This window comes from Paenibacillus rubinfantis, from assembly GCF_001486505.1.
Taxonomy (GTDB): domain Bacteria; phylum Bacillota; class Bacilli; order Paenibacillales; family Paenibacillaceae; genus Fontibacillus; species Fontibacillus rubinfantis.
Window position 1 is genome coordinate 743558 of the sequence record NZ_LN909066.1, and the last position, 22617, is coordinate 766174.

Below are 22617 nucleotides of genomic sequence, written 5' to 3' on the forward strand. Positions count from 1 at the left end.
AATCCTACCGTCCAACCGGCCCAACGACGGCTAGACGAACCGGGCTTAACGGCGGAAATAAGTAATGGTGCCGTCCTTCATTTTCTTGCTGACCCATTTCAAGAGCGGAATTCGATATAACACGCGCGTCAACGGAAACACCATCGTAAATCCGATGATATCGGTAATGAAGCCGGGGATCAAGAGCAGCATCCCGCCGGCAAACACGCATAATCCATCAAGGACCATTCGTCCCGGAATTTGTCCGCCGCTCATTTGGGCTTTGGCGTCAGCCAGCACTTTACGCCCTTCAAATTGCATCATCAACCCGCCGATCACGGAGGTCGCCAGCGTCAGAAAAATCGTTTTCCCCACGCCCAACCTCTCGCCGACGTACATATACCCCCAAAACTCTACGATCGGAATCAATACGATGAGAGCGGCTATCCATTTACGCATATCAGGACTCCTTTACTACATTCCTGTACTTGTATTTTACCGCCTCCGCGCCGGATAATCAAAATTTATGGTTTCCGGGCTTCCTCCAGCGCCGCATACCATTCCGGGAATACCTTCTTGAATTGGACCGGCTTGAAGTCCTCGCGGCGAACGATATAGTGGGAAGAAGATCCCTCAACGCAAAGCGTACCTTCCCCGTTGTATACCTCATAACCGTAAGCGGTTTTGACACCGCTGTTCTCGATGACCCGAGTCTTCAGCAGGACGGTTTCGCCATAGCGGATCCCGCGCTTATACTCTACCTTCATTTCGTGGACGGGCGAGATATACCCCGCCTGCTCCATCTCGATATAATCAAATCCGAGATTCCGGCTCAGCTGCAGTCTCCCCAACTCGAACCATTCCAGGTAATGAGCATGGTAGATGATCCCCATCATGTCGAACTCCGAATATTTCGGCTCAATGGATATTTCGCATACGTACACAGCGCTCCGCTCCTTTTCAGTGGTGGCAAAAAAAGCAATGGTCCCAAGCGGGCCCCATTGCCTTTTTTTTGCTGACGATTCGTCCATTTATTAGAACCTTACGACTACTTGCGGATTTGTCCGATCTTCACCAGGTTCGTTGAACCGGAACGTCCAAGCGGTACCCCAGCGGTGATAACAACGAGGTCGCCCTCTTTCACCAGACCGGAATCCACGCCGCCTTTCATCGCCTTATCGAACATTTCATCGGTGGTGCTGGCCAGATCGCCTTTCACCGGTGTTACGCCCCAGTTCAGAGCCAGACGACGCAAGGTTTGATCTTCAGTAGTTACTGCGATGATTGGTGCTTTTGGACGATATTTGGAGACCATACGTGCCGTATAGCCTGTTTCCGTCGAAGTAATGATCGCCTTGGCGTTCAGCTCCAGTGCCGAGTTGGCTACCGCTTGGCTGATCGCTTCCGTTACAGTCGTTTGTTGTGCATTACTTTGCTTCACGAAAATTTCACGGTATTCCAAAGCGGATTCCGCTTTCTCCGCGATGCGGGACATCGTCAGCACCGATTCCACCGGATATTTACCGGCAGCTGTTTCGCCGGAGAGCATGATCGCGTCCGTACCGTCGAAGATCGCGTTGGCTACGTCACTTGCTTCCGCGCGCGTAGGTCTAGGGTTGCGTTGCATGGAGTCAAGCATTTGCGTTGCAGTGATAACCGGTTTACCCACACGGTTACATTTCTCGATCATGCGTTTTTGCACGAGCGGCACGTCTTCGGCAGGAATTTCCACGCCAAGGTCACCGCGGGCAACCATCAGGCCGTCGGAGACTTCCAAGATTTCATCGAGGTTGTCAACGCCTTGTTGGTTTTCAATTTTAGAAATGATTTGAATTTGAGTTGCGTTGTTTTTCTCCAGCAATTGACGAATTTCAAGCACGTCGCTCGCTTTACGAACGAAGGAAGCCGCAATAAAATCGATGCCTTGCTCGATCCCGAACTTGATGTCGCTAGCGTCTTTCTCGGTGATGCCTGGCAGGGAAATGTTTACGCCGGGTACGTTAACGCCTTTTTTACTCTTGATGGTACCGCCATTCACGATACGGCATTTGATTTCCGTACCTTGAATTTCAACAACCGTCAGACCAATCAAACCGTCGTCGATCAGAATCGTCGAGCCCACTTCCACATCTCCTGGAAGCTCTTTGTACGTAATGGAAATCCGTTCCTTGTCACCGAGAATCTCTTCCGTCGTCAAGGTAATGAATTCGTCCTGTACCAGCTCGATTGGCTCTTCTTTCAACTTACCGGTACGGATCTCTGGACCTTTAGTGTCCAACAGTATGGCGATCGATTTCCCCAGCTCCGCGCTCGCTTGACGGATCGTCTTGATCCGGTTGCCATGCTCCTCAAAATCACCGTGGGAGAAGTTCAGACGAGCGACGTTCATTCCGGCCATAATCAGCTTCTTGATGTTTTCTAACGATTCACTAGAAGGACCGATAGTACATACGATTTTTGTTTTGCGCATTTGGGTTTCCTCCGTTTAAAATAGTTCTCTCTATATAATCTTTTCCAACAACTAAATTTACTACAGTTTTGTCGATTTGTATAGGAAGTTTATCATATTGTAACGAATATGCCTTCAAAGCATGCACGAAACGCTAGGCGTCAAGCCAAAACTTGTGCTAAATTTCCAGTATTCCCCGAAAACAGCGAAAATAACCTTGCCGCGGGTCCCCGATGGGTTCCACTCGTAAGGTTATCGCTTGAGCTTTAGCTTCGCTCGGCTGTATGAGCCTCCGCTGCCGCCGCCGATTCGCCCGATGCTTCCGAAGACGACTCGCCCTCGTTGATACCAGCGACTTCGACCACGTCTTTTGGAGCCCCCGCCGCTTCCGCCTTGCCGGCCACCTGGAACTCGCCGATTTTGCGGAACTTCCGGTAGCGGTCTTCTACCAGCTCATCCGGATGCAGGTTGGACAATTCATCCAGGTGACGAAGCAGCGCCGCTTTGATCACTTCCGCAGTGGATTCGTAGTCTCGGTGCGCGCCGCCGTGCGGTTCGGGAACGATCTCTTCGATCACGCCCATCTCCAACAGGTCTTGCGCGGTGATCTTCATCGCTTCCGCCGCTTGATCGGCCTTGGAGGCGTCCTTCCAAAGGATCGAGGCCGCTCCGTTCGGCGAAATGACCGAATAGATGGCGTTCTCCAGCATCAACACACGGTTGCCTACGCCAAGCGCTAGCGCGCCGCCGCTTCCGCCTTCTCCAAGCACCACGCAAATGACAGGTACCCGAAGCATCGACATATCGCGCAAATTCCGGGCAATCGCTTCTGATTGTCCGCGCTCCTCTGCCGTGATTCCCGGGTAAGCCCCCTTCGTGTCGATAAACGTCACGATCGGGCGGCGGAACTTGTCCGCTTGCTGCATGAGTCGCAGCGCTTTGCGGAAGCCTTCCGGATGTGCGCTGCCGAAGAAACGGGCGATGTTATCCTTCGTATCCTTCCCCCGCTGCTGCCCGATAACCGTCACCGGCACGCCGCCAAGCTTAGCCAGTCCGCCTACCACGGCCAGGTCGTCGCCAAACACCCGATCTCCGTGGAGCTCGATAAATTCCTCGAAGATCAGGCCGATCATATCCAGGGATGTCGGACGCTGGTGGTGGCGGGCCAGATGCATTTTTTGCGAAGGAGAAATGTTGCTGTAGATCTCTTCCTCCAGCTGACGGTAACGCTCTTCCAAACGCGCAATCTCTTCCGTAAAATCGATGCCCTTCTCGCTGCCAAACTGCTCCAGTTCCGAAATCTTCTCGCGCAGCTTCACGAGAGGCGTCTCAAAAGGCAATTCGCCTGCCATTTATGCTCCCCCCTTCACGCCGTGCAAATCCAGCAATTTCGCCAGCGTCGACTTCATGTCCTTCCGATGGACGACCAGGTCAATCTGACCGTGCTGCAGATTAAATTCCGCCGTCTGGAAATCATCCGGCAGCTTCTGACGGATCGTCTGCTCGATGACGATTCTCCCGGCAAACCCAAAGACAGCGCCGGGCTCGGCCACAATGACGTCGCCAAGCATGGCAAAGCTGGCCGATACGCCGCCCGTCGTCGGGTCCGTAATGACCGAAATAAAAAGCCCGCCATGTTCGCTTAACCGGGCTAGTGCCGCGCTCGTCTTGGCCATCTGCATCAAGCTCAAGATACTCTCCTGCATCCGCGCGCCGCCCGACGTTGAGAAGATGATCATCGGCAGGCGTTTCTCGGTAGCGGCTTCAATGGCTCGCGTGATTTTTTCCCCAACCACGGAACCCATGCTTCCGGAGAAAAAGTCAAAGCTCATCACGGCCGCAACGGCAGGAAAACCTTGGATCGTCCCTTCGCCTGTGACAACCGCTTCGCGCAGCCCTGATTTCAAGGTTTGCTGCTCCAGCTTGCTGGCGTACCCCGGGAATTCCAACGGGTCGACAGACACCAGGTCCGCATCGTACTCCGTAAAGCTGCCTTCATCAAACGTATAACGAATCCGCTCCAGCGCGTTCAGGCGCATATGGTGTCCGCAGGCCGGGCACACCATAAAATTCTTCTCCAGCTCTTTGCTGTATTGAATCGCGCCGCAGCGGCCGCATTTATTCATTAGACCCTCAGGAATTTCGCGTTTGGGCCGATCCGCCTGCGGAGTGCCCTCTTCGCTGCCCGTTCGTCCTGAGGGAATGGTCGCGTACTTCCTCTTCTTCTGAAACAAATCTTTGAACACAACTACACCTCTTCAGCCGTTTATTTATCGTGGCAGTTCCAAAAGTCTTAAGGCCAGCCGACCCTTATGAACCCGCACTTCCAGGCCTCATTTGCAACGAGGAATCTCGAATTCCCTGCTAAGGATGCAAAATCGAATTCAACACTTCTTGCACTTCTTCCAATTCCCCGGAAGGAACCAGAATCTCAAACTGCTGTTTGGATAAATTAACAGGACGTGTTTGGACGAGAAAGCCTTCTTCGGTGAGTTTCGTCTTGATCATATCCGCAACTTTTGCGGTAGGCGCGATATACATAACAGTCCACATGCCCTTTTCAAAGCCCCCTAACCTTATCTTTGAGCCCGTATAATAGAGTAATGATAACATAATTTTCAAATTTCCCGCAACAAAAGGAAAACCGCGCCGGAAGCGGCCCGAGGCAAGAATTTGCCGCGAGGCCCGGCGCTGCAGTAGGAGGACGAAATCGGTGGGGGGTGCAGCAGGGCAATGGATGTTTTAATTTTCGGATTCTCTTTAGTCCGAACTAGAAGGGTAGGTCGCAGCCTGCTCATGCTTATGCGCGATTCGGGCAGAAGCCGCAGCCGCAAGGCCCGCAACGAGGTCGTCGAGAAAGACGTGAATACAGTCGCCGCGATTGTTCAGCTTGCCGATAATCTCCGGTTTGACCTTGTCCAAATAACCGAAGCTCGTCAGGCCAATCATCCCGAACACGCTCGTGATGCCCAGCGCCATCGTCTCATCCACCCCGTAAAGTGGCTCGTCGGCCTCCATGATCTCCTGCAAAGGTTCCGGGAGCTGCTTCTGCTCGGCCAGCTCGTCGAGGGCGATCCCGGTAAACAGGGTGTATTGGACCTCTCTTTTTTGCAGCACGGCTTTTACACTCTCCAGACATTGGTCCAACGTCAAATCCTCATGATACGCCGTTTGCAACGAATGAACAATCTGCGCGATTTCCTCCAGCTTGACACCCCGGCGCAGCAACTGCGCTTCCGCTAGTTCATATGACATACGCATCTTCCTCCCTTGATTCCGGACCACCCCTGAGGCAGCATGTAGATGCACGGCCGGAATCCACTTTCCGGGCGTTCCAGCCCGATACTTGGTTTTTCGTGTTCCTAAGTGTATGCACGACCTTCCGAAAATGTTCGTTCAAACTTGTCCCCACGAAAGGAGAACGGAGGTGTATCGCGCGATGGGATGCCGATGGAAAGTGCCAAGTAACTGGTGCTGGCGTGGGGGCGGTCGGCTGGTGCTGATGGGAAGTGCCGAGTGGCTGGTGCTGGCGTAGGGGCGGTCGACTGGTGCTGACGGGAAGTGCCGAGTAACTGGTGCTGACGTGGGGGTGGTCGGCTGATGCTATTGGCAAGTACCGAGTGACTGGTGCTGGCGTGGGGGCGGTCGGCTGGTGCTGATGGGAAGTGCCGAGTGACCGGTGCTGGCGTAGGGGCGGTCGACTGGTGCTGATGGGAAGTGCCCGGTGACTGGTGCTGGCGGGGGCTGGTCGGCTGGTGCTGATGGGAAGTGGCCGGTGGCTGGTGCTGATGGGAAGTGCCAAGTAACTGGTGCTGGCGTGGGGGCGGTCGGCTGGCGCTGATGGGAAGTGCCGAGGGACTGGTGCCGGCGTGGGGGTGGTCGGCTGGTGCTGATGGGAAGTGCCGAGTGACTAGTGCTGGCGTGGGGGCGGTCGGCTGGTGCTGATGGGAAGTGCCGAGGGACTGGTGCCGGCGTGGGGGCTGGTCGGCTGGTGCTGATGGGAAGTGCCGAGTGTTTAGCGCTAACGGACCGTAGTGACGTTATTTAGTTATTTCCCGCCCATTTCCCGATGTAACGGACTCCACAGCCCTTATTAGGCGCGATTTGGGGATATACAGGCGGTTTTTGGGGATATAACGTCTCTCCGGTCCGTTAGATCGCATCGTCTCCTGTTACCGCGGAAATAACGTCGCTGGAGTCCGTTAGATCAGCGCGCGCCAAAAAACCGGTTCTGCAACAAAGGCAGAACCGGTTTAAACAAGGCGCAAATCATCTAATCTTGACCGTGTCGGAGCCCAGCATCTGCTCCATTTCACGGATCAAGGCGGGCGAAGGCTTGATGCTGTAGCGTTCCGTCAAGGCCAGCAGCTTGCCGGTGCTTTCGTAGAAAAGCACCGTGGCGACCGGGCCGGGATGCTGCTCCAGCAGCAGCTTGAGCCGCTCGAGCAGGCGCGCGTTCTCCGCCGCGGCCGTGATCTTGATGAAGACGCGCTGCGCCGGCGTCTTCTCCTGCCCGCGCCGCGCGCCCGGGCGCAGCTGGGCCAGGCTTTGCTCGCTCAGCGGAGCGACTTCGTCGGCCAGCAGCTTGAAGCCTTCGTCCTGCTGCTGGACGACGCCGCGCAGCGCGAGCAAAGCCCCTTTCTCGACGTGGGCGGCCGAGCGCCGCCACACTTCGGGGAACAACACGACCTCGCAGCGCTCGATTTGGTCCTCCAGCTCCATGAACGCCATCGCTTTCCCCTGCTTGGTCGTGATCGTCTTGACCGACATGACCATCCCCGCGACAACCGCACGGGACTCGTCAGGCGCTTCGGCCAAATCCATCAGCCGCTCGACGCCGTCCCCTTCCAGCAGTTCGTCGAAGTCGTCCAGCGGATGGCCGGACAAATACAAGCCCAACAGCTCCCGCTCCAGATCCAGCTGCTGTCCAGCCGTAAACTTCGGCACATCCGGGTATTCGATGTCCCAGTTCGGCGACTCCACGAAATCGAACAGCTGAATCTGCAAGTCGTCCCGCTCCTTGCGCCATTTCAGCGCCGCTTCGACGGTTTCGTCGAGCATCGCCAGCAGTTGGGCGCGGTGACCCGGCAAGGAATCAAACGCTCCGCCTTGGATCAGCGACTCGATCACCCGCTTGTTGCACGTCCGCAAATCCACTCGCCTGCAAAAATCAAGCAAGCTGTCGAACGGACGCTCTTTTCGCTCCCTCAAAATACTTTCGATTGCCTGCGTCCCCACGTTCTTGATCGCCGCCAATCCGAAGCGGATCACGCCGAGTCCCTCCGCGCCTTCCTCTCCGGACTCGGTGGAACCCGCCGCTGGGGACGTAGTCTGCGCCTGCGGCGTAAACAGCACGTTGCTTTCGTTCACGTCCGGCGGCAGCACCACAATGCCCATCCGCCGGCATTCGACAATATACTCCGCCACCTTGCGGTGGCTGCCGGTTACGGCGGTCAGCATCGAGGCCATAAACTGCACCGGGTAATGCGCTTTGAGGTAGGCGGTCTGAAACGCCAGCACGCCATAAGCCGCGGCATGCGCCCGCGCAAAGCCGTAATCGGCGAACCGCACGATCATGTCGTACACCGCGTTCGCCTCATCCGCAGTATAGCCTTGCGTGATGCTGCCGCTGACGAAATGACCACGCTGCTCATCGAGCACCTCGCGTTTCTTCTTGGATACGGCGCGTCGCAGGAGGTCGGATTCCCCTAATGAGAAACCCGCCATTTTGGAGGCGATCTGCATAATTTGTTCCTGGTAAACGATGATGCCGTACGTATCCTTCAGCAACGGTTCCAAATCGGGATGCGGATATTCGACGCTGATCTGACCATGCTTGCCGGCGATGTATTTCGGAATAAACTCCATCGGCCCCGGACGATACAACGCCAGCAGGGAGATGATGTCCTCGAACACCGACGGCTTCATCTCCTTCAGCACCCGTCGCATCCCCGTGGACTCGAGCTGGAACACCCCGGTCGTCTCGCCTCGTCCCAACATCTCGTACGTCGAGTGATCGTCGTCCGGGACAAGCCGGAAATCGGGGGCGTTCCCCTCCTGTTCCTTGATCCAGTTCATACAGCGTTCGATGATGGACAACGTGCGAAGCCCGAGGAAGTCCATTTTCAGCAGGCCGATCGCTTCCAGGTTTTCCATGGAATACTGCGTCAACGCCGTATGCTCGCTGCCCGCCTGCAGCGGAACCGCATCGGTTAACGGGTCGCGCGAAATGACGACGCCGGCGGCGTGGGTGGAGGCGTGCCGTGGCATGCCTTCGACTTTCTTCGCCATGTCCAGCAGCCCTTTGACCCGCTCGGATCCGTCGTACATCGCCTTCAGATCCGGGCTTTCCTTCAAGGCGCGTTCGATCGTCATCCCCAGATGACCCGGGATCAGCTTCGCCACTTTATTCACTTCGCCAAACGGCACATTCAGCGCTCGCCCTACATCGCGGACCGCCGCACGGGCCGCCATCGTACCAAACGTGATAATCTGGGCCACATGCTCTGCCCCGTATTTGTCGACGACATAAGCGATCACTTCATCCCGCCGCTCGTCGCTGAAGTCGATATCGATATCCGGCATCGTTACCCGCTCCGGATTCAAAAACCGTTCAAACAACAGGTTATATTTGATCGGGTCGACGTCGGTGATCCGCAGCACGTAAGCGACCAAGCTGCCCGCCGAGGAGCCCCGTCCCGGTCCCGTCGCGATTCCGCTCCGATGGGCAAAGGCAATAAAGTCCCACACGATCAGAAAATAATCGGAAAATCCCATGCTCGCGATGATCTCCAGCTCATAACGCAACCGCTGCTCCAGCTTCTCCCGCTCCGCCGGGTCACGCCATACGTCCAGCTCGCCATACCGGTCGGCCAGGCCCTGCTGACACAGCTCCGCCAGGTAGCTTCCGGCGGTTTGCCCTTCCGGAATCGGCCGATACGCCGGCAAAATATGCCGATCAAACTCCAGCTCCAATTCGCAGGAATCGGCAATTTTCGCCGTATTGGCATATGCCTCCGGCAGATGGGGGAACAGCTCGGCCATTTCCTCCGCGGTTTTCAGATACAGCTGATTGGTGTGCATTTTGAGCCGGTCTTCGTCGTCCACCGTTTTTCCCGTACCCACGCAAATCAGGACATCCTGCACCTCGGCGTCTTCCTTGCTCAGGTAATGCGCGTCATTGGTGACGACCAGCTGCGCCCCGATTTCCCCGGCCAGCTGAACGAGCAGCGGATTCACTTTCTTTTGCTCGGGAATGCCATGATCCTGCAGCTCCAGGTAAAAATCCTCGCCAAACGCCGTTTGATAACGCAGCGCGGCTTTTTTCGCTTCGTCGTAATGACCGCGCAGCAGGTGGAACGGGACCTCTCCGCCCAAGCAGGCGCTAAGGCACACCAGGCCTTCGCGATGCCGCTCCAGCGCATCCCAGTCGATCCGCGGCTTGTAGTGGAAGCCTTCGAGATGACCGATGGAGCTTAACTTCATCAGGTTGCGGTAGCCCGTCTCATTCTTGGCCAGCAAAATCAAATGATGGATCGGTTGGTCCTGCCGGCTTCCCCGCTCCTTGCGCGAGCCCGCCGTAAAATACACCTCACAGCCGATAATCGGCTTGATGCCGTGCTTTTGACACAATTTATAAAAAGGAACCGCGCCGTACATGACCCCATGATCTGTCAGCGCCAGCGCCTTCATGCCGGAGGCTGCGGCCTTGGCGACGAGGTCCTCGAGCCGGGCTGCCCCGTCCAGCAAGCTGTATTCGCTATGTACGTGCAAATGAACAAAGCTGTCCATGCGATCCCTTCCTTTCGAGCGATTTACTTAATATTTTATCATACATAGGGAGGCCCCGCCCATAGAATGGTAGAAAGACCGGACAAACCTCGGAAAGGGGCAAACGCGCATGAGTACGTTTTTAACCAAAGCGGTTATGGATTTCTTTATCGCCTTTGGCATCGTGGTGGGGGGCGCCATGGTGGGCGGCATCGGAGCGGTCGTTTCGCTGCAGCCGCCGACGCATACGATGCTGGACATCGCTGACCGCATTAAGATATGGGCGCTGGCCGCTGCCGTAGGCGGCACGATCGACCCGATGCGGGTGATTGAGAGCAACTTTTTTGACGGAAACCTGTCTCCAGCTATCAAACAGATCTTGTACCTGCTGTTCGCTTTTCTCGGGGCCCATATGGGCTCGGAGCTGGTGCGCTGGATGTGCGGGGGAGGACGGGGATGACCGAGGAAGCGAAACGGCCGAAGCTGACGGGCTTTCGCAGGTTTATGCAGTTTACCGCCGTGTTTATCTTCGGCATGGTGATCGGCAGCATCGTTTACAACGTCATCTATCAGACAAGCTACAATTTGCTATGGATCCAGAACAAGGATCTTACGATCCAGCTGCATCAAGCCGAAGAGGACATCCGGACGCTGAAAAAATACAACAACCGCTCCACCGTCATCAAAGAGATCAAGGTCCGTGTGGAGGAGCGTGATCCACCGCTAGACTCGCTGGCGGTCAAAGAGGTCGCCGAGCAGCTTCACAACGAGCTGGAGGTGCTGCGGGGGCGGAACATTTTTGATATCGATTCCGATGCCAAAATGGCCCGGACGCTGTTGAACCGCAAAATCTATGTCGTGCGCGACAAGGAATATACGATCCAGATAAAGACGATGCTGGTGAGCGACGGGGTGCTGCAGGTTTGGGTGGATATGAGGCCCTATATTCGTCTCTAGCAAATCATGTTAAAATAGAGGTAATTAAAAAAACGGATATTGATCACGATGTTTTGGCTAGGAAGCGAGTTCGGCATCGAATCTTGGATTCACCCGGGCCATCCGTTGCTCACGTAGGTTTCTCCTACGCTCCGCTACTCTGTCCCTAAGCTTCATCCAACCTTCTCGGTGCTGAACATCCGTTTTTTTAACTTTCATTGAACTGGATATTAAAAAAAACGGATATTGATCACGATGTTTTGGCGATGAAGCGAGTTCCGCGTCGAATCTTGGATTCACCCGGTCGGATTCCCCATTTTATATGATTTTTCATATAGAATTGGGCCAAAATCGCTAAAAAAGCCAAATCTATATGAAATTTCATATAGAATATCGACTTTTTCGCTTTTCCGCGTAATTATGTATGATTTTTCGAACATAATGCAGCGCGTGGGGGGGACATTCTTACGACGCATGAGCGAGGGAACATCCCTGCGACCCGTGCGCGAGGGATTAACTTCGGTACTCGTGGACAACTTGCGGCGTACGGAGCCATCTTGTGACGTACGAAGCGCAGCAATCCCGCGGCGTTCCCCATCAACCTGCGTTAGGCAAACTTAAATCCATATGCCATAAAAGGAGCTCGTATTCCCCATGATCCAAACGATCCAATACGTACTTTACGCTATCTTGATCCTCAGCTGCGTGGCCTCGGTTTTCTTCAGCTTTAAGTCGCGGCGTTCGCTGGATCCGCAAACCCGGGGGATGGCGGCCGCCAAAATGAACATCAGTATGGGCGTGATGCTGATCATCCTTGCCCTCATCCAAATGTTCCTGTTCAGCGGCTCCACGCTTCGGGTGGTCATCGGCGCCGTGTTTATGGTGCTGGGGGCGTTTAACATTTTTGCCGGCCTCCGCAACCACGGCTTGTACGCAAGACAAAAACAGGGATAACCCGCTGGCCGGGATTCTTCCGGCTGTTAGGTTATCCCGCTAAATCACGCTTACGCGTGGTCAATCGACTGCAGCGTCATGACCGCCTTGGAGATCAGGGTTTCCTGGTAGGTTAACATGATTTCCAACTTACAAGCCCGGCGGCTCATCTCCAGCAATACGGGGATGATGACGACCGGGTTTTCGATTTGAACCGGGCGCACGAAATAGGTAGTGATGTTGTCGACGACAAAATCGCCTCCGCTAATGTCCTTGGCCGCCCGAATCCCCGCTTGGGTCATCAGCGAAGTCAGGACCCCGTGTGAGATTGTCCCCAAATCCGTTGACATCTGCGGCGTGATCATCCCGCGAAAAAACAACTTCCCTGCCTCGTCCCGTTCCTCGGCGAATCCGTTCCACATTAAATGCTCGAACGTTTCGCCCAGCTGCGGCTGATTCCGCACGTCCCGCATCGCCTGCAGCACTTCGCGGCGCGTCACCGACGAAACCAGCTTCCGGTTGCGGTCGACGACAGGCAAGAAGTCGATCCCTTCCCAGACCATGATCTGCGCGGCGGAAGCAAGTGAGGTTTGCAGGCCTACGGTGATTGGATGACGGGTCATGCATTTCTCGATCGCCTGGTCGCCGCTGAGCTCCTCGACATTTTTGCGGCTGACGATTCCGATCACCCGGTTCCACTCATCTACGACCGGAAAATGCTGATGCCCCGTCTCCACTGACAGCTGATCGAAATCGGAAATATTGCTCGTTGCCTTCAGCATGTTCACCCGCGGTTTGCGGCTGACGATGTCTTCTACCAGCATGATCTTCTTCTTAATCAGGCGGTCGAATAACGCCCGGTTAATCATCGAAGCGACGGTAAACGTATCATGACGCGAGGAAATGATCGGCAAGGACAGCTTGTCCGCCAACGTCTTCACCTCGCGGCTCGTCCCGAAGCCCCCGGTGATCAGTACGCCGGCGCCTTGCTCCAGGGCCAGCGAATGGGCGTTGTCGCGGTTCCCGATGATCAGCAGGCTGCCGGCATCGATGTACCTTGCCATGGCATCGATTTTCATCGCGCCGATGACGTATTTGTTCAACGTTTTGTCCAAGCCTTCTCCGCCGCCCAGCACATGGCCTTCCACGATATCAACCACGTCGCCAAAGGTTAACTGGTCAGAGATGTTCCTCGGCTTCTTCTCCACGCGAACCGTGCCTATCCGTTCCTTCGTAATGACGATCCCGAGATTCTCCGCTTCCTTCAGCGCCCGGTAGGCGGTGCCTTCACTGACGGCCAGCGCTTTGGCTAGCTTGCGTACGGATATTTTCGTCCCGATCTTCAGTCCTTCGATATGCTGGAGCAGCTGTTCGTGTTTCGTGACGCTTTCTTCCGGTCCCTCCAACTGTTATACCCCCCTGCCCGAATCTGTACTATTCTGTATTCATTATACACGTTCAGGCGTAGGTCATCCAGACGGCGGCAAGAACGATAACAGAATAGACAATTTCCAGCATGCCGGACTGCTTCGCGGTAATTCCCGTTCGCGGGAACCAAACCGCCCTGGCCAGCAGGATCAAAGCGGCGATTTGCATCGCTGGGGACAGCAGCCACAAAGCCAGGAGCATCAACATTCCATGGTAGGCGACGGAATAGAAGTAGAAACGCTTATTATTCCGCTCGCGGATGATCGTTTTCACGTAAAACGCTGTCCCGATAAAATACAACGTGCTGATCAGGAACAATTCCGCGGCGAGCCGAAGATCGGTTCCTCCTCCAAGCTTATAGGAGATCAACACCATCAAGCTGAATTGCACGATCGCCGCGATGTCATTCAGCAGCGCGCGTTCGCGTTTACGCTTGGCATAGAGAGCATTCACCGCAAACAGCGGCACAAACAGAAGCGCCATTGACAGAACCTCGGGACGGAGAAGGACCAGAATCAGCGCCGCAGGGACCAGCAACGCGCCATAAAGCAGCAAGGGCTTGCGGTAACGGGCCGCGGTTTTGGCTTTTCCCAACCGAATCCACTGCAGCAAGGGAAACATAAACAAATAAATCAGAAGCCAGCAAGCAAACAGCAAGGCGTGGATCGCCCCGGGGGTAGAGGCGAGCATGCCAAACAGAAACGGAACGAGAAGCATGGCCCAGGCACCGTGTTGATTCGGAATATAATCTCGGATACGCACGTTATCGGTTCCTCCTTAAATCATCAAGCATCCAATCCAAATTACGGACATTATAATCACCCGGCTCGGGTGCCCCAGTGACCGGAATCACTGGAACCATGACGGCTTCCGAACATTTCCGCGGGGAAATTTTCACTGCTGCGCTTCTTGTGACTGATATCACAATCCTGTGCCTTCCCGTTGATATAATGAGGTCGAATCGTTAAATTTTTAACTTTAGGAGGACTACACATGAGTCAATTCAAAGCTACTGTCAACGCCACCGAATATCCGCCGCAGCTCAAGCATAAGACGATCTTCGCCGCCTTCAATTCCCTGGAATCGGGAGAGGCGATGCTGCTGATCAACGACCATGACCCGGTGCCGCTCCGTTTTCAGTTTGAATCGATGCATCCCGGCGGTTTTACTTGGGAGTACATCGAGCAAGGACCTGAGATGTTCCAGGTGAAAATCGGCAAAAACTAAAGCAGGGGGAATGCCCTATGGCTACCATTACGGTTATCGATGACAAAACGATCAAGATCGCCGTCGAGCTGGAGGATGCCTTACGCATGATTGAGGAAGCGGAAAGCAATCTGGAGCTGTACGCCGGCGAGATCCTCACCATCGCGGAAAAAATGCCGGAATTCCAATATACGTATTTCTGTTTCTATGCCTACGATACCTCCACATTGTTTGAAAAAATGCTGGGGATCGATCCAAAGCAATATCTGTCCTTCTCGCTGGATGCGCCGGACTCGTTCTTTTATACGTTGTACGGCGGTATGAAGGGACTTAGCGGTGCTGCGAGGCTGTGCCAAGCATTTGCAACCGAGCAAACCGATGCGGAGGTGAATGCATAAATGTCCAACCGCATCGTTGAACTCGACGTTCGCCCGTATCTTCGCCGGGGCGAAGAGCCGTTTAGCGTGATTATGGACACGGTCGGGAAGCTGGAAGAGGGCGAGATTTTCGTTCTGCATGCGACCATGAATCCCGTCCCGTTGCTGAAGGTGCTGGAAGGCAAGGGCTACAGCCATGCTTGCGAACAACTGGCTGCGGATCATTGGAAGGTCACTTTTGAACCGATCCCTTCCTAATCTTGAGATATTCCCCATAGAAAAAGGAGGCCTCCCGGCCTCCTTTTTGGCATTCGCAGTTACGTTTGCGTTTGCAGCTACACTCTCAATGCGCGAATATGCTTATCCTTCAACTTGTTATCCCCGAGGAATATAGGCGCAATACGGATCGCTTTCCAAATAGTCGCCCGTAACGGCATAGGCCCGGGCTCTCGAGCCCCCGCAGAGCTCTTTGAATTCGCAGACGCCGCATTTGCCCTTTAGCAGGGATTTATCCCTCAGCTCCCGAAGGATCGGAGAGTTCCGATAAATATCCACCAGTGAAGCTTGCCGGACATTCCCGCAACTGACCGGCAGGAAGCCGCTTGGATACACCTCGCCAATATGGCTGATGAACACGAAACCGTCTCCGTCATTGACACCTTTGGGCGAGCGGCCGAGCAGATCCTTGCGTTTTGGTGTGGCCTCGGCGCTTCCTCCGGCGAGGGCGTCCAGCTTCCGCTGCTGCATGAAAACTCTGCGGTAATGAGGCGCCTCCGTCGCTTTGATCCCGTAAGGCATCTCCTGCTGCAATCGGGCGAGCCAGGTCATCACCTGCTCATGCTCTTCCGCTGTAATCATGTCTTTGACCATCCCCCGGCCCGTTGGGACGAGGAAAAACACGCTCCAAAGCACAGCGCCCATCGCTTTGACCGTTTCTGCAATCCGCGGCAGATCGTCCAGGTTATAACGGGATACCGTCGTATTGATCTGAATCGGGATCTCCAGTTGCTGCAAATACCCAATGCCTTTCATCGTCATCTCAAAAGAACCCCGCGTGCCGCGGAAATGATCATGAATCTCCGCGGACGAGCCGTCGAGGCTAAAGGCCCAGCGGGAGAGCCCCACCTCTTTGGCTTTACTCACGGCGGAGAAGGTCACCCGCGGCGTGGCGCTTGGGGTCATGGACACAGGCAGCCCCTTCTCGTGGATCGCATATCTTGCCAGATCAAATAAATCCGGACGCATCAACGGATCGCCGCCGGTAAATACAAACAGCGGATCGTCCATTTTGGCGATTTCATCGATCAGTTGCTTGCCCTCCTCGAAGGTCAGTTGTCTGGGATCGGGGTGATATTGCGCTTCCGCGCGGCAATGCAGGCATTTGAGCGCACAAGCTCTCGTCACCTCCCAGATGACAATAAACGGATTCTCGTTATAGTCCTTCAATTGAATTTGCTGCATCACCGCTCATCTCCTAACCGGGTTAACATGGCTTCCGCCGCTTCTTTACCTTGACGAATGCAATCGGGAATGCCAACTCCGCCGTATCCCGCCCCGCACAGCAAGACGCCGGGCATCGTCCGCTCCAGCTCGCCGCGCAGCTCCTGCAGTCGCTCTACGTGACCAACCGGATATTGCGGCATCGACTCGGGTAAGGACGACATTTCGCAAAAGAGCGGTTCAGCCTCGATCCCCATCAGTTCCTTGAGTTCGGCGGCCACGCGCCGACGGACCTCTGCCTCGGGCAGCTGGGTCCAGGCCTGGTCTCCCAGACGGCCGATATACGTGCGGAGCAGCACTCGATCTTCCGGTGCCGAATGCAGCCACTTGGAGGACGTCCAGGTGATCGCCGTAATCATCCGGCCTTCGCCGCGTGGGATCAATACGCCGGAGCCGTTCAGATCATGCCGAATCTCCTCACGCCGGTAAGCCAATGCCAAATTCGCCACCGAAACATAACGGATTTGCTCCAGGTGGGCCGCTGCGTCGAACTGTTCCTGAAGCAAACGAGCGGCCGCATTGGCCGGAGTCGCCAGAATGACGGCGTCCGCCTCGACCTGCTCGGCTCCGCTAAGCTCCAACTCATAGCGGTGACCCTGACGGGTTAGTCCAACCACCGCTTGTCCTGTGATCACCCGCTCTTCCTGGAGCGCAGCGGTTAAAGCCTCCGTCAGGACGGTTAACCCGCCCTCCAGCGTCAAAAACATGCTGCTATACGCCACCTTCGGCACCCCTTCGCGCGGCTTGGGAGGGGGTTGTTTTTTGCTCGCCAGAAGGCCGAGAATCAAACTGCGATGCTTCCGCTCCATCTCCATAAATTGAGGGAACGTTGCCTTCAAGCTCAGCTCCGCCGTATCCCCGGCGTAAATGCCGGCAAGCAGCGGCTCCGTCAGGTTCTCCAGCACCTCGCGACCTAGCCGTCGGCGGATAAATCCGCCCAGCGATTCATCGCCTTCGTCTCGTTTGGCCGGAAGAAGCAGATCCAGCCCCGCTCGCAGCTTACCAACCGGCGACAGCAAGCCCGTCTTCACCATCGGCCACATCTGGGTCGGAATGCCGAGCATCAACCCGGGCGGCATCGGATGAAACCGGCCATGATGCAGAATGAAGTTTTTTCTGGCCCGCGGATTCGTTCCCACCAGCCGCTGCTCAAGCCCCAGTTCCTGGATCAGCTCTAGTACCGCTGTTTTCCGGGCGATAAATGAATCAGGGCCTTGCTCTATCGTAAAACCGTCCCGGTGCAAGGTGCGAATCTTCCCACCCAACCGGTTGGTTTCCTCAATGATCGTAATCTCGGCATCGATCCGCCGTTCGCGAAGCCATTTCCGGGCGTAATAAGCCGCGCTTAACCCGGTAATTCCTCCACCGACTACTGCGATGGTTTTTCTCACTAAGAGATGCCTCCTTTAATCTCATCGGCCTGTTTCGTCTAGCGAATCAAACCGATTCTTCATGGATCCTTAGCTATCGTAACCCTTGCTTCCGGGACGTTTTATGACTGGAATCACTCTAAGGCCTTATCCGTCGCGATAAAATGGTCAAAATTCCACCGGGAGGTACAGGTTTGATGAAGAACATCCAGGAACCCCAGTTAACCGCTGCAAAAAGCGGAGCAGAGCTGCTGATCGAATGTCTGCTCGCGGAGCAGGTCGATACGATCTTCGGTTATCCCGGCGGCGCGGTGATTCCGATTTATGATGCGCTGTACGATTGCCGGGAGATCCGGCATATCCTGACCCGGCATGAGCAAGCCGCCGTACATGCGGCGGACGGCTACGCCCGCGTCACCGGAAAGGCGGGGGTCGCACTTGTCACCTCCGGGCCGGGGGCCACCAATGCGGTCACAGGTATCGCCAACGCCTACATGGACTCGGTCCCGATGGTTGTATTAACGGGCCAGGTTTCGACCGACCTGATCGGACGGGACAGCTTCCAGGAGGTCAACATTTACGGCATGACGATGGACGTAACCAAACATAACTATTCCGTGATGGACCTCCGCGAGCTGCCTAGAATCCTCAAGGAAGCTTTTCATCTCGCCGTTACCGGTCGACCGGGACCGGTCCTGATCGATTTACCCAAGAACATCATGACCGCGCATACCGACCTCAGCCCGGCCGCCGAAATCAACATTCGCGGCTACGCCCCCACAGCCCCGATCGACGAGGAGGCCGTGCACCTGATCGCCCGAAAGATCGAGAGCTCCCTTCGCCCGGTGCTCGTGATTGGCGGCGGCGCGATGGCACACGGTGCAACTGAGCAGCTGCACCGGCTGGCGGAAATCGCGCAGATCCCGGTTGCTACCACGCTGATGGGTATCGGGGCCTTTCCTACCCGCCATCCCCTGTATCTCGGGATGCTGGGGATGCACGGCACGTATGCCGCCAACCGAGCGGTCCATCACGCGGATTTGCTGATTTGCCTTGGCACGCGATTAAACGACCGGCTTTCCGGCAAGGCCAAATCGTTCGCCCCCCATGCCTGGAAGATCCAAGTGGACATTGACGATGCCGAGCTGGATAAGAACATCCCTGTGGATTTAGGGCTTTGCGGAGACGTTGGGGAGCTGCTGCGGAAATTGAATGCGTGCGCCATTAAGCCCAAGCCGACTCACTGGTCGGAGGAAACGGCCGGATGGCAGCGGAAGGTGCCCCACTATAACGAGGCCGGAGTTGTAGGGACGCTGAACCCGCAGGAGGTCATTCGGCTGATCGACAAGCATACTCAAGGAAACGCGGTGGTAGCGACCGACGTCGGGCAGCATCAAATCTGGACCGCCCATCACTACCGGTTCTCCCGGCCTCGCTCCTTCCTAACCTCGGGAGGACTCGGGACGATGGGCTTTGGTTTCCCGGCCGCGATTGGCGCGGCGATGGCCTTGGGAGGTTCTGTCGCCCCGCCGGTCGTCTGTATCACCGGAGACGGCAGCTTCCAAATGAATCTGCAAGAGCTAATGACGGCCGTCGATTACGAGCTGCCGGTGAAGATCGCGATCCTGAATAACGGATATCTCGGGATGGTCCGGCAATGGCAGCAGCTGTTCTATGAGCGGCGATACTCCTCCGTGAATATCACTTCGCCCGACTTCGTCGCCTTTGCCGGTGCCTACGGGGTACCCGGGCTGCGGGCGCAGACGCCGGAAGAAGCCGATGCGGTGATCCGGCAGGCGCTTGCGCTCCCCGGTCCCGTCCTGATGGAATTTAACGTACGTGAGGAGCAAAACGTTTATCCGATGGTTCCGCCCGGAGCCAGCAACGATCAAATGTTGACCGGCGACGGTGAGAGGTAGAGCTTCGGACAAAAAAGGGACGGTCCCGGAAGAATTGAAATCTTCCGGGACCGTCCCTTTTTGTTTCATTATGCATTTTCGCCGCGTTTGCCGTCCTCTTGCCACTGAAGCTCCCATTCGCGATATTTCGCCCGCCGGATCCGATCCAGCTCCCGTTGCTTCTCTTCGCCTACCCCTAGAAGGAAATGCAGATGAGCCCCTATCACGAGGAAAGCAAACCCCGCCCACACGGCGCCAAATACCGACACCCAGCCGGCTCCAGGCTCAAAGGAAATCATCGGCAATGCATAGATGAGCATCGCCAATGCGAGAATCAGGTACACGACATGCTTCCATTTGCTCGGTTTTTTTACGGTTTTCATCTTCCGCAGCTCCTTTATTTCATAGATTACGAGATATGAGATTTGGTTTGTGGTCCCTTGTCTCTTCTATCTCTATGAACGGAGCGGTTAGAATATGATAGAAACTTGCGATTGAAAGATACGATTGGAAGCGGAGACTTACATCCCCGCGCCGTACAGATGAGCTAGGCTGTCCGTAATGATCTTGTTGACGTCCTGGATGATCACGCTTAGCCGGCGTTCGGCATCAAACAGACGGCGGATGTTCAGGTTTAGACTCAGCACCTCGAACTGTTTTTCTATGCGTTCCATTTCCTCTTGCGACGGCATTTCTCCAGTCATCATTCGCTGCTGTATTTCGTTTTGGCGAACCCGGAACTCATCCAGCATCCGTTTGCTTTCGGGATCGGCATCCACCAGTTTCATCGCTGCCGTAATTTCAGCAACCTCCGGACTGTCCTTCAAGGCTGCCGCCAGATCATGTGCTTTGTCGTAAATGTTCATTCCTAAACCTCCAAATTTTAATTAATAAAGCAAAGCGGGCGCAGGCCGGGCCTATCACTGGCTGGCTGGCTTGCTTAGCAGATCGCTATCGCTACCCTGCTTGCTTACTTGCTTGCCACTACTCACTTGCTCACTCACTTGCTTATCTGCTAGCCACTACTCACTTACTCACTTACTCACTTGCTCACTTGCTTACTTGCTTGCCACTACTCACTTACTCACTTGCTTACCTGCCTGCTGGCTAACTAACTTTCTTTCTTGCGCTAACGCTTGTCAGGAAGCTTATTTGCCCCAAAAACGAGGATTACAAATTTTAACGCTGATCAGAAAGCTTATTGTCCCGAAATTACCGCGGTTACCCGCAAAATAGGGGAAATAAGCTCTCCAGCAAGCGTTAGAATTTCTTTTTCCTCTTTTGGGCCCAATTAGCGCTCCTCGTAAGCGTTAGAGCAAGTAGGTGTAGCTACGGCTGTGTAATTAGTTGCAATTAGTTGCGAAACTAGCGAAACTAGCGTAACTAGCTACGTAGCCAGCCTTCTACTGTAACCTTCGCGGCACAACAGACAGCGGAAGTTACACCCAGATGCCCTCGCCCATCAGCTTACCCCATCCACAGCAACAGCAGGGATTGGAACAAGCCGATGATACCTCCAAGCAGCACGCCGAGCCAAGTTATGGCGCGGAACTCCTTGCCCGAGACGCTGAGGATAACCTCCTCCAGACGTTCCACCGGAAATTTCTGCACCTGTTCCTCGACCAGGCCGGGCAGATCAACCGCCTGCATCGCCGTCGGGATCCCCTTGGCGACAAGGCGCAACAGCCGCTCCGTCAGCGCCGGAACAAAGGCGGCAATTTGCATCTTCCACGGCTCAACCAACGAGCGAAGCGGAATGTTGTCCGCTTGCTCCAGCCACCGTTCCAGCGGCAGCTGCTCCAGCTTGCCGCCCAGCCACCCCAGCGCCTCTTCGCCGGTTAACAAGGCGAGCAGTTCCGCCACGGGCTTCTCGCCGTACAGCTCCAGGCGCGATTCGATTGCCTGAGCCGTTTTGTTCACGGCCTCCTCGCCCCGCAGCGCCTGAACAAGGGCCGGGGTCATTTTTTGCACCAATTTGTCCTCGTCCATAAAAATCGCCGCCATCGTGCCAAGGAAGCCGCCGGCCTTGTCCATCATCCCCGCCGCCATTTTCGACAGCATGCGTTGACCGCCGGCGGACAGCAGCTCCTCCTCCACAACGCCCAGCAGTGCCACGGCCAAAGCGGCGCTCCAAGCCTTGCGGTTCCCTTCGGACCAACCGGGAACAAGCCGCTTCACCGGCAGGCTGCTGAGATCCGCATGCTCCCACAGCCGTGCGAACCCCCGCAGGGCCGTCTCACGAATCCCCGCCGCCAGCCGGGACTTCAGCGCTTCGAACTCCGCTTCGCTCCACACCCGGAGCGCCGCTTGCCGCACGGTCAACTCGCTGGAGCCTATGCGGTCCACGAAGCCCAGCAAGGTGTCTTCCACTTTGTTCCGGAACACCGGACGCTGGATGGTTTCCTGCAACCCTTCGGCCGTCACCAGATATTCCGCCACCACTTGACCAAGCGACTCGGCGATATCGTCGCGGCGTTTTGGAATCAGTCCCGGCGTGAAGGGAACGTGAAACTTGCCGATATGTATGGGGTTGCGCGGATGAAACAGCATTTTAATCGCAAAATGGTTGGTGACACCGCCAACAAAAGCGGCTACGACGATACTCACCACCACGTAAAGCCAATCGGGCATCCTTCCTCCACCTTCTTTCTCTTAGGCTGCCGCCCTAACTATCTCCCGCGAAATCCGCCTTCGGACCGCGCCCGGCAAGGATTTAAACGTTCCATCCCTTCGTCCCGGGACCGCCGAAAACGGGCATAGGTTAATCACCA

Annotated in this window: 22 protein-coding genes; 7 read left to right on the forward strand and 15 right to left on the reverse strand. The window is 55.6% G+C overall.

Annotated features, from left to right (window positions below; all coding sequences use genetic code 11):
* Window positions 1–45 precede the first annotated feature (45 nt).
* From BN3277_RS20970 to BN3277_RS21005, 8 genes are all read right to left on the reverse strand, one after another.
* Window positions 46–438 (reverse strand): FxsA family protein, encoded by a 393-nt coding sequence (locus BN3277_RS20970; RefSeq protein WP_059046071.1) that lies wholly within the window; start codon window positions 436–438, stop codon window positions 46–48.
* 65 nt (window positions 439–503) lie between these two features.
* Window positions 504–923 (reverse strand): acyl-CoA thioesterase, encoded by a 420-nt coding sequence (locus BN3277_RS20975; protein WP_059046073.1) that lies wholly within the window; start codon window positions 921–923, stop codon window positions 504–506.
* Between the two features lie 104 nt (window positions 924–1027).
* Window positions 1028–2449 (reverse strand): pyruvate kinase, encoded by a 1422-nt coding sequence (pyk, locus tag BN3277_RS20980; RefSeq protein WP_059046075.1) that lies wholly within the window; start codon window positions 2447–2449, stop codon window positions 1028–1030.
* 245 nt (window positions 2450–2694) lie between these two features.
* A complete protein-coding gene (locus BN3277_RS20985; RefSeq protein WP_059046077.1) occupies window positions 2695–3780 on the reverse strand; it encodes an acetyl-CoA carboxylase carboxyltransferase subunit alpha in 1086 nt (361 codons plus the stop codon).
* Window positions 3781–4674, reverse strand: coding sequence for an acetyl-CoA carboxylase, carboxyltransferase subunit beta (accD, locus tag BN3277_RS20990; RefSeq protein WP_059046079.1), 894 nt, complete (start codon window positions 4672–4674; stop codon window positions 3781–3783).
* Between the two features lie 118 nt (window positions 4675–4792).
* Window positions 4793–4981, reverse strand: coding sequence for a hypothetical protein (locus BN3277_RS20995; RefSeq protein WP_036624401.1), 189 nt, complete (start codon window positions 4979–4981; stop codon window positions 4793–4795).
* Between the two features lie 207 nt (window positions 4982–5188).
* Window positions 5189–5683 carry a phosphatidylglycerophosphatase A family protein gene (locus BN3277_RS21000; protein ID WP_059046080.1) on the reverse strand — a complete coding sequence of 165 codons (495 nt, stop codon included), beginning with the start codon at window positions 5681–5683 and terminating at the stop codon, window positions 5189–5191.
* A 1014-nt stretch (window positions 5684–6697) separates the two neighbouring features.
* The gene (locus tag BN3277_RS21005; protein ID WP_059046082.1) at window positions 6698–10219 is read right to left on the reverse strand and encodes a DNA polymerase III subunit alpha; all 3522 of its coding nucleotides are present in this window, start codon (window positions 10217–10219) and stop codon (window positions 6698–6700) included.
* Window positions 10220–10328: 109 nt separating this feature from the next.
* Between BN3277_RS21005 and BN3277_RS21010 the strand changes: the two genes are divergently transcribed.
* The 3 genes from BN3277_RS21010 (at window position 10329) to BN3277_RS21020 (ending at window position 12088) form a co-directional block, all read left to right on the forward strand.
* Window positions 10329–10658: a YtrH family sporulation protein gene (locus BN3277_RS21010; protein WP_059046083.1), complete on the forward strand. Its 330-nt coding sequence runs from the start codon at window positions 10329–10331 to the stop codon at window positions 10656–10658.
* Entirely contained in the window at window positions 10655–11155 is a 501-nt protein-coding gene (locus tag BN3277_RS21015; RefSeq protein ID WP_059046085.1) for a sporulation membrane protein YtrI, read from the forward strand. The genes BN3277_RS21010 and BN3277_RS21015 overlap by 4 nt, the downstream gene beginning before the upstream one ends.
* Window positions 11156–11788: 633 nt before the next feature.
* Window positions 11789–12088, forward strand: coding sequence for a YtpI family protein (locus BN3277_RS21020; protein ID WP_059046087.1), 300 nt, complete (start codon window positions 11789–11791; stop codon window positions 12086–12088).
* Between the two features lie 50 nt (window positions 12089–12138).
* On the opposite strand, the gene BN3277_RS21025 is transcribed toward BN3277_RS21020, so the two are convergent.
* Together BN3277_RS21025 and BN3277_RS21030 are read right to left on the reverse strand one after the other, a co-directional pair.
* Window positions 12139–13473: a DRTGG domain-containing protein gene (locus tag BN3277_RS21025; RefSeq protein ID WP_059046089.1), complete on the reverse strand. Its 1335-nt coding sequence runs from the start codon at window positions 13471–13473 to the stop codon at window positions 12139–12141.
* A gap of 52 nt (window positions 13474–13525) precedes the next feature.
* Window positions 13526–14257: a YwiC-like family protein gene (locus BN3277_RS21030; protein WP_082691545.1), complete on the reverse strand. Its 732-nt coding sequence runs from the start codon at window positions 14255–14257 to the stop codon at window positions 13526–13528.
* Between the two features lie 231 nt (window positions 14258–14488).
* Between BN3277_RS21030 and BN3277_RS21035 the strand changes: the two genes are divergently transcribed.
* From BN3277_RS21035 to BN3277_RS21045, 3 genes are read left to right on the forward strand one after another with little or no spacing between them, the layout of a single operon-like run.
* Window positions 14489–14722: a DUF2249 domain-containing protein gene (locus BN3277_RS21035; protein WP_059046091.1), complete on the forward strand. Its 234-nt coding sequence runs from the start codon at window positions 14489–14491 to the stop codon at window positions 14720–14722.
* A 17-nt stretch (window positions 14723–14739) separates the two neighbouring features.
* On the forward strand, window positions 14740–15099 hold the full coding sequence (locus tag BN3277_RS21040; protein ID WP_059046093.1) for a hypothetical protein: 360 nt from the start codon (window positions 14740–14742) through the stop codon (window positions 15097–15099).
* Window positions 15100–15336 carry a DUF2249 domain-containing protein gene (locus tag BN3277_RS21045; RefSeq protein WP_059046096.1) on the forward strand — a complete coding sequence of 79 codons (237 nt, stop codon included), beginning with the start codon at window positions 15100–15102 and terminating at the stop codon, window positions 15334–15336. It abuts the gene before it with no gap.
* Between the two features lie 117 nt (window positions 15337–15453).
* Here the strand turns inward: BN3277_RS21045 and BN3277_RS21050 are convergent, their stop codons facing one another.
* Window positions 15454–16539, reverse strand: a complete 1086-nt coding sequence (locus tag BN3277_RS21050) for a TIGR04053 family radical SAM/SPASM domain-containing protein (protein WP_059046099.1) — start codon at window positions 16537–16539, stop codon at window positions 15454–15456.
* Window positions 16539–17969, reverse strand: coding sequence for a protoporphyrinogen oxidase (gene hemG, locus BN3277_RS21055; protein WP_059046101.1), 1431 nt, complete (start codon window positions 17967–17969; stop codon window positions 16539–16541). The genes BN3277_RS21050 and hemG overlap by 1 nt, the downstream gene beginning before the upstream one ends.
* A 176-nt stretch (window positions 17970–18145) precedes the next feature.
* Here hemG and ilvB point away from each other — a divergent pair, with 176 nt between their 5' ends.
* Window positions 18146–19867, forward strand: a complete 1722-nt coding sequence (gene ilvB / locus BN3277_RS21060; protein ID WP_059046102.1) for a biosynthetic-type acetolactate synthase large subunit — start codon at window positions 18146–18148, stop codon at window positions 19865–19867.
* 68 nt (window positions 19868–19935) lie between these two features.
* On the opposite strand, the gene BN3277_RS21065 is transcribed toward ilvB, so the two are convergent.
* The 3 genes from BN3277_RS21065 to BN3277_RS21075 all read right to left on the reverse strand — a co-directional run bounded on the left by BN3277_RS21065 (window position 19936) and on the right by BN3277_RS21075 (window position 22477).
* Window positions 19936–20229: a hypothetical protein gene (locus BN3277_RS21065; RefSeq protein WP_059046104.1), complete on the reverse strand. Its 294-nt coding sequence runs from the start codon at window positions 20227–20229 to the stop codon at window positions 19936–19938.
* Window positions 20230–20367: 138 nt separating this feature from the next.
* Entirely contained in the window at window positions 20368–20712 is a 345-nt protein-coding gene (locus BN3277_RS21070; RefSeq protein WP_059046106.1) for a YlbF/YmcA family competence regulator, read from the reverse strand.
* 601 nt (window positions 20713–21313) lie between these two features.
* Window positions 21314–22477: a DUF445 family protein gene (locus BN3277_RS21075; protein WP_059046108.1), complete on the reverse strand. Its 1164-nt coding sequence runs from the start codon at window positions 22475–22477 to the stop codon at window positions 21314–21316.
* Window positions 22478–22617 lie beyond the last annotated feature (140 nt).